5 protein-coding genes are annotated in these 7,227 nt (G+C 46.6%); 2 read left to right on the top strand and 3 right to left on the bottom strand.

Annotated features, from left to right (window positions below):
* Window positions 1-1,845, top strand: a 1,845-nt coding sequence (locus tag AB4653_RS07120; protein WP_372103675.1) for an efflux RND transporter permease subunit, incomplete at its 5' end; no start/stop codon positions are given.
* A gap of 104 nt (window positions 1,846-1,949) precedes the next feature.
* Window positions 1,950-2,882 carry a helix-turn-helix transcriptional regulator gene (locus AB4653_RS07115; RefSeq protein ID WP_009844882.1) on the top strand — a complete coding sequence of 311 codons (933 nt, stop codon included), beginning with the start codon at window positions 1,950-1,952 and terminating at the stop codon, window positions 2,880-2,882.
* A gap of 132 nt (window positions 2,883-3,014) precedes the next feature.
* Here AB4653_RS07115 and fruA read toward each other — a convergent pair whose 3' ends face one another.
* From fruA to fruB, 3 genes are read right to left on the bottom strand one after another with little or no spacing between them, the layout of a single operon-like run.
* Window positions 3,015-4,775: a PTS fructose transporter subunit IIBC gene (fruA, locus tag AB4653_RS07110; RefSeq protein WP_009844883.1), complete on the bottom strand. Its 1,761-nt coding sequence runs from the start codon at window positions 4,773-4,775 to the stop codon at window positions 3,015-3,017.
* Between the two features lie 15 nt (window positions 4,776-4,790).
* A complete protein-coding gene (gene pfkB / locus AB4653_RS07105) occupies window positions 4,791-5,768 on the bottom strand; it encodes a 1-phosphofructokinase (RefSeq protein ID WP_009844884.1) in 978 nt (325 codons plus the stop codon).
* Between the two features lie 9 nt (window positions 5,769-5,777).
* Entirely contained in the window at window positions 5,778-6,911 is a 1,134-nt protein-coding gene (gene fruB / locus AB4653_RS07100) for a fused PTS fructose transporter subunit IIA/HPr protein (RefSeq protein ID WP_102257608.1), read from the bottom strand.
* Window positions 6,912-7,227: the final 316 nt, after the last annotated feature.

The following is a 7,227-nucleotide window of genomic DNA, read 5'->3' as shown; positions in this document are numbered from 1 at the left end:
GTGGCTACCGTGTTTGGTGTGCTGACAACCATCGCTGCGTTTTCTCCAATGTTATGGATTAACAATGAGTTAGCTAAAGTACTTGCTGGGTTTTCGGCTGTGGTGATCTTCGCTTTGATCTTCTCGCTGATTGAAAGCAAATTTATTCTACCGTCACACTTGGCTCAGCTCTCTGTGAAAAAACCATCGACCAGTATTTTTGCCAAGGTTCAGAATGCGGCTCAAGGCGGCTTGCAGTGGTTCAATCTCAACATTTATAAGCCAATTTTGGAATTTGCACTTGGCTACAAGGTGGCGTCTTTGCTTGGGTTTGTGGCAGTTATCTCACTGGCTTATGGCATGTGGTCGAATGGTGCGATTCGTAGTGCGTTGTTCCCTGAAATTCCGGGGCGTTACATCTCTGCCGTGATTGAGCTAGAGGATGGTGCGCCTTTGCCACTGCAGCGACAAGCCTTGTTGCAAGTTGAGCAAGCAATGGCACAAGTAGAAAAAGGCTTGATGGACGATTACCCATTACAGGAAAAGCCTGTTGTGAACCTGCTTGCTTGGTCTGATGGCTATGGCGAAATCGAAGTCACAGCTGAGCTTACTAACGAATCTTTAAGCTCACTGCCGGGTAATTTATTGTTGAAGCGATGGAGAGAAAACACAGGCCAAATAGAAGGGGCTTATTCAGTTAAGTTCAGCGCCGCAGAGGAGCCTGCTGGCGGAACATTCTTAACGATCTCTTCCAATGATCGTGAGCTTGCTTCTCTAGTTAGTGAGGAGCTAGCGGATACTTTGGCTTCGTTGAAAGGCGTATCGGATGTCTACGACGATGGTCAGGATGGTTTACCGCAAGTTCGATTGGTGTTGAATCAATATGGTCAGCAACTTGGGTTAACTCAAGCGAAACTGGCTAAGTTAGCAGGAGAAGCGTTTGGCGAAAGAGAAGTGCATCGCTTGTTAGAAAACGGGCAAGAGACCAAGGTGCTGCTGCAGTATCCAAGAGATGAGCGCAGAACCTTAGCTCAGCTACAACAGGCTCTTATCATGTTACCTAATGGCGGAAGTGTGATGATGGGGGATATTGCTGAGTTTCGTCATGAGCAAGAACCGCAAGTGGTTTACCGCCGCGACCGAGAGCAAGTGATCAACCTGTATTGGAAGCAGAACCGAGACTTGCAATCACCGGAGAAAACACGTGAGCAACTTGAAGATACAATTGAATCTCTGCACTTACAGTTTCCAAGTGTGACGATAAAAGCGGGCGGCGAATTTGAAGAGATAGGGGAAGTGTCGAACGGCTTCAAATCAGCGATGATACTAACGCTCATCATGATCTACATTTTGTTGGCGGTGCCTTTGAAGTCCTACTGGCAGCCGCTGATTATCATGGTAGTGATCCCGTTTGGTTTTGCGGGCGCGATTTTTGGTCACTACTTGATGGACTTACCTATCAGTATTCTTTCGTTGTTTGGAATGATGGCCATGACAGGCATCGTGATTAATGACTCGTTAGTGTTGATCACGCGCTTTAATAGTGAATACCGCCAAGGGGTGCCGTTACAGCAAGCGTTAGTCATTGCGGGTACTAGCCGCTTGAGGGCGATTTTCTTGACCACCATTACAACGGTGTGTGGATTGTTGCCATTGCTAAGCGAAACCGCAGAGCAGGCGCAATACTTGAAACCAGCGGCAGTATCTTTGGTGTTTGGTGAGCTGTTTGCCACTGCGGTAACTCTGATTTTGATTCCCGTGTTGCTTGGCCTGTTTTGCCGCAAGCCCCCGCTAGTTGAAAATCTAATTGAAAAAGAAGCGGACGAACAAGATTCATTAGAAGAACTCACTTTGGAGCGCTCGTGATTGATTTTATAAAGGACAAAGACGATAGTGAAGCCAAGCTGTCCAATTCAGCGAAGCTAACCGACAGTAAGACTCAAGCCAATGTACCAGAGACCTAAGACTGTATGACGCAAGAGAATAAACCTGCTTTGCATTTAGAACCAGCTTTTAAACTGGTGCCTGAGATTACATTGATTGAATCTTTGCCAGAGCACCTTCAAAAACGCTTTACGCATGCATTGACCTTGATGCATGAAGAGTGGGGTGAGCGTCGTACGTGGGAAGAAATTGCAACAGAGAGCGCGATTTCGCCTTATCACTTTCATCGTCAGTTTACCGAGTTGTTTAATGAAACTCCTGGCCAGTATCTAAGCCGTGTTCGGTTACAAATCGCGGTCGGTTTGTTGATCAATGATGAGCCGTGGAGCGTGATTGAAATTGCTCAGTATTGTGGCTACTCATCGTCACAGTCATTAGGTAAGGCGCTCAAGCGTGAGCTCGGTGTTACAGCAAAACATATTCGAGAAATGGGCTATAACGCGACACCTAAGGAAACGGCAGAATTCATCCAGAAATTAGCACATCCAGGTGTGCAGTCTTCTATGGAGAAAGAGCTAGTTAAGTCTATGCCGATCGAGCTAGTTTGGTATCCAGAACGCGGCATGCAAAAGCTTAAGTTGGAAGATCCTGATTGGGACACGGTATTTGAAATCTATGGTCAGAAGTCGACTCACTTGATGGGCACTACGCCGATCAAGCAAATGAATAATAAATGGGACGACATCGACGCTGAAATTGGAAATTGGCAAGTCGCGAAAGATCGTTATGATATGACCATTCCTGAAGGCTACTACTTATGCAGCGACGTTTATCTGGTTTCAGATGTGGCGTACAGCACAGCGTTAGAAGCTCTGTTTAAGGCGGTTGAGCAACAAGGTTTGAAGTTAGATGTGCAAGGTTATTTGGTAGAGATGATTCGTCAGATCGATATGGATGATGTTGAAGGCGTGACCTTCTCATTCCAGTTGCCCATCTTAACGACCCAAGACAACGAATAATAAAAAGGCTCCTCAATTGAGGAGCCTTTTGCTTTACCAAGGAACAGTTTTACCAAGGAACAGTTTTAACAAGGGACTGTTTTATCAAGAGCCTCTGTTCGTCAGCCTTAACCGCTAAACAGAGTAGGGGGATTAAGCCTCTGCAGTCACTTTAGAATCGCTCATCTTTTTAAGAGCTGCGTAACCAAAACCTGTTACCGCTGTACCTGCTGCAATCGCCACTAGATACATAAGAACTGGAGAGATAGCGCCAGGAATTAGCAGTACGAACAAGCCGCCGTGTGGAGCCATTAGTTGTGCACCAAACATCATTGATAGAGCGCCCGTTAGTGCGCCACCTGCCATACATGCTGGGATAACACGCATTGGGTCTTTCGCTGCGAATGGGATTGCACCTTCAGAGATGAAACATAGCCCAAGAACGAATGATGCTTTACCTGCTTCGCGCTCGCCTGCTTCAAACTTGTCTTTCACTAGGAAAGTTGCAAGGCCCATACCTAGAGCCGGAACCATACCTGCTGCCATGATTGCTGCCATTGGTGCGTAAGTTTGTGAAGCCAATAGACCAACACCGAACGTGTAAGCCGCTTTGTTTACTGGACCACCAAGGTCGAAACACATCATTGCGCCTAGAATCACACCCAGAAGAATCGCATTAGACGTTCCCATGTTGTTTAGGAAGTCTGTCATTGCGCTCATCACGCCTGAAACTGGACCACCAACGATGTAAATCATGACCAAACCAGTGAACAAACTCGCGATAAACGGAATGATCAGAATTGGTTTGAGGGCTTCCATGGATTGTGGAAGTTGAACCTTGTCGGCAATGAATTTTGCTGCGTAACCCGCAATGAAACCCGCTGCGATACCACCTAGGAAACCTGCGCCTGTTGAGCTAGCCAACATACCGCCAATTAGACCTGGAGCCAGACCCGGACGGTCAGCAATAGAGAATGCAATGAAACCAGCAAGAACAGGAATCATCAGTGCGAATGCAGAACCACCACCGATAGTCATCAATGCCGCTGCTAATGTGCCTTCTTCTTTGAACGCTTCGATACCGAATACGAAAGACAGTGCGATGATCAAACCACCCGCAACAACCACAGGAAGCATGTGAGATACACCTGTCATTAGGTGCTTGTACACACCTTTCTTCTCATCAGCAGGCGCTGAATTTGAAGACGCTGTGTGCTGGTATGGCTTAGCTTCAGCGAATGCTTTTTCCATCTCTTGCTTTGTTTTCTTCAAAGCAGGACCTGTTGTGGTTTTGTATAGCGCTTTGCCGTTAAAACGATCAAGAGGAACGTCGATGTCGGCAGCGATGATAACAAGATCAGCGTCTGCGATTTCTTGGTCTGTCAGTTGGTTTTTCGCACCTACTGAGCCGCGAGTTTCCACTTTGATCTGGTGACCTAAGCGTTTGCCTTCTGCTTCAAGTGCTTCTGCTGCCATAAAGGTGTGTGCAACGCCAGTCGGGCAAGCGGTAATCGCTACGATCTTTTTGCTGCCTGTACTTGCTGTTGTAGAAGAGTTTGCTGAAGTACCAGTAATTTCCACTGTAGTCTCAACTTGAGAAGCGTCTAATACCGTTGCTTGGGTTACCGCTTTCTCTAGAAATGCTTTTGCATCTGCTGTGCATTCAGAGATAGCTTCTTGGTACACTTTTTTGCCAACAAAGCGCGCTTTATCAACGTTTGTGTTGGCAGCAATAACAACAACGTCGCTGCTGTCGATCGTGTCTTGTGATACTGGAGAGTTAGGTAATACGCTAGATTGACATTCAATAGCGGCGTTCCAACCCAGTGTTTTTGAAGCTTGCTCTAACAAGCCTGCTGCGATGATGCTGTTTGCTACGCCACTTGGGCAAGCTGTGATGATGGTAATATTCATAATAATCCCTTTGTCCTATTTACTTGTGTCTAACTGACTAGTTGGAGCACTAAGCGCCTGTAATTGGATATTTTGTCGTACTGAATCCAGCTCTTGTTGGCTGGTTACCCCCACACCTACCTGTGAAACTGCTAGAGCAGATAGGGCGGTTGCGAATTGAATAAGTTCTGGTTTTGGCATCTGTTGCATGTGGCCCCAACATAGGCCCGCAACTAAGGTGTCACCTGCACCTACCGTGCTCACTACTTGCATGCGCGGTGGTTGAGCGTGTAACCACTCACCTTGGTTAAGCCACATCACACCTTCAGCACCAAGTGACACAACGATGTTATCGATGCCTTTTTCACTTAGGGCTTGGCCTGCGTGTTGGCATTGGTCGCGTGTAGTTAGTTCGGCGTTGAATAACTGAGATAGCTCTTCATCGTTTGGCTTGATCAGCCATGGTTGTGCATCGAGCCCCGCTTTAAGTGCATCACGGCTGCTGTCGAATAACACTTTCTTGCCCATATCGTGAAGTTTCTGAATCCAAGATGCGCATAACATAGGTGAAACGCCTTGAGGTAAGCTGCCTGCAATCACGAAATATTCGTGGTCTTCAGCTAACCCGAATAGAGTGCGCTCAAACTGCTCGATGGCAATCGGTGTTACCGCTACGCCAGGGAAGTTGATATCGCTAACTTGACCACTTTCTTCTACTAACTTCACGTTGATGCGAGTTGCGCCGTCGACACGAATAAAGCGGTCAGTTGCGCCCATCTGTTCGAACAGTTGGCAGAACGGTTCTTCGTTATTGCGACCAAGGAAACCTGTTACGGTGACTTTAGCGCCAAGCTCTGAAAGTACTTTTGCTACGTTTACGCCTTTACCCGCTGCATGCAGTGAGCTTTTGTTCACCAAGCTAACCGAACCTACGTTTAGCACATCGATGCTACCTGTCAGATCTAGAGCAGGGTTTAGGGTTACGGTAACGGCTTTGATTTGTTTATCAGACATATCGATTCCTTAACCTTCGCCAAGGCCAGAAGCGATAGCTTTGCCAATAGACTCAAGTGCTTGTGCTGCGTCATCACCTTCAGCAACAAATTGAAGCTGGTGGCCGTGTTTAACGCCAAGAGCGATTACTTTCATCAAGCTCTTCGCGTTCACTTCTTTTCCGTCGCCATCTAGGTTTGACACGCGGATTGTTGATTCAAACTTCTTCGCTTCAGCGACTAGCATTGCGCCCGGACGAGCGTGTAGGCCGTGTGCGTTTTTGATTTTGAATACTGCGCAGTTGTCGTCGTCTTGAGAAGCTGTAGAAACCGCTTCACCTTTTAGAAGGCCAATGACTTGCGCTGCATCTGCAGTCAACAGTTGTTGTTGCTTACCTTCGAAAACCATCTTGCTTAGGTTTGCCAGAATCGATTGGTGTGCGCTGTTACAAGCGGCGAATGCTACCAATGCTTTAACTGGTGTGCCTTCGTACTCACAATGGTTCGCTGTTGAAACGAAAGATACGCCAGTGCGAGTTACACCTTTGTCGCTGCCCAACAACCATAGGCCTTGGCCTAGGTGAGTTGGTGTTTTTGTCACAAGGTCGGCAACGAATGCGTTGTCTGTGCAACCTGTGTTCTTAAGTAGGCCGCCCGCAACTGCAGACATTTGAATCATGTCGCTTGCAGGGAACAGTAGTTGAACTAAAGAAGCGTCTAGGTCTGCTTCTAGCTGAACTTCGCCATTAAGTAGGGCGATGATTTCGTCTTCTGATTTTGCTTGCTTTAATTTCTCTTCAACACCGTCTGCCGCTAGCACTTTGGTCAGTTGCTTAAGAATGCCTAAGTGCTCATCAGATTTAGCTGCAATACCAATCGCAACGTAAACACGGTTTCCGTTTGCCCAATCAATACCTTCAGGGAAGTGGTGTACCGCAACGCCTGTCTCTTTCACTAGGCCACGAGTGTCAGTCGTTCCATGAGGAATCGCGATACCGTTGCCAAGGAACGTAGAGTTCTGGTTTTCACGGTTCAGCATTCCTTCAACGTAGCCAGAGTCAACTAAGCCTTTGGCTGTTAGGTCGCCTGCAATATTTTGGATTGCTTGGAACTTATCATTGGCCGTTTGGCCTAGAGTGATGTCAGATTTTGATAATTTAAGCATGGTGCCTCTTTAGCGTATCGCTTGAGAATTTGTGTGTCGCTACGATTCCAACTAGAGCAAGAATTAGTGAACTTTACTCTTTGCTTTACTTTAGCTGAATCGGTTCAGCATTCAGTGTAAAAAAATTCAGCAAAGCCAATTTCGATTTTCAAAATAGTTTTGCTGCGTGTCGTTAATTCGGTCTGATTCGTGGATAACGAAAAGCTAAATAACGAAAGCTTATTAACAACAAATGACGCTCGATTCATTCAAAAGGATGATTGAAGTCACTTTTCAGATTTTGCTGAATCCTTTCAGTATAAAAGCTGAAAGGATT

The sequence above is a fragment of the Vibrio sp. 10N.222.48.A3 genome, assembly GCF_041475345.1.
Lineage (GTDB): Bacteria > Pseudomonadota > Gammaproteobacteria > Enterobacterales > Vibrionaceae > Vibrio > Vibrio tasmaniensis_A.
This window is presented reverse-complemented; position numbering and strand designations above follow the sequence as displayed.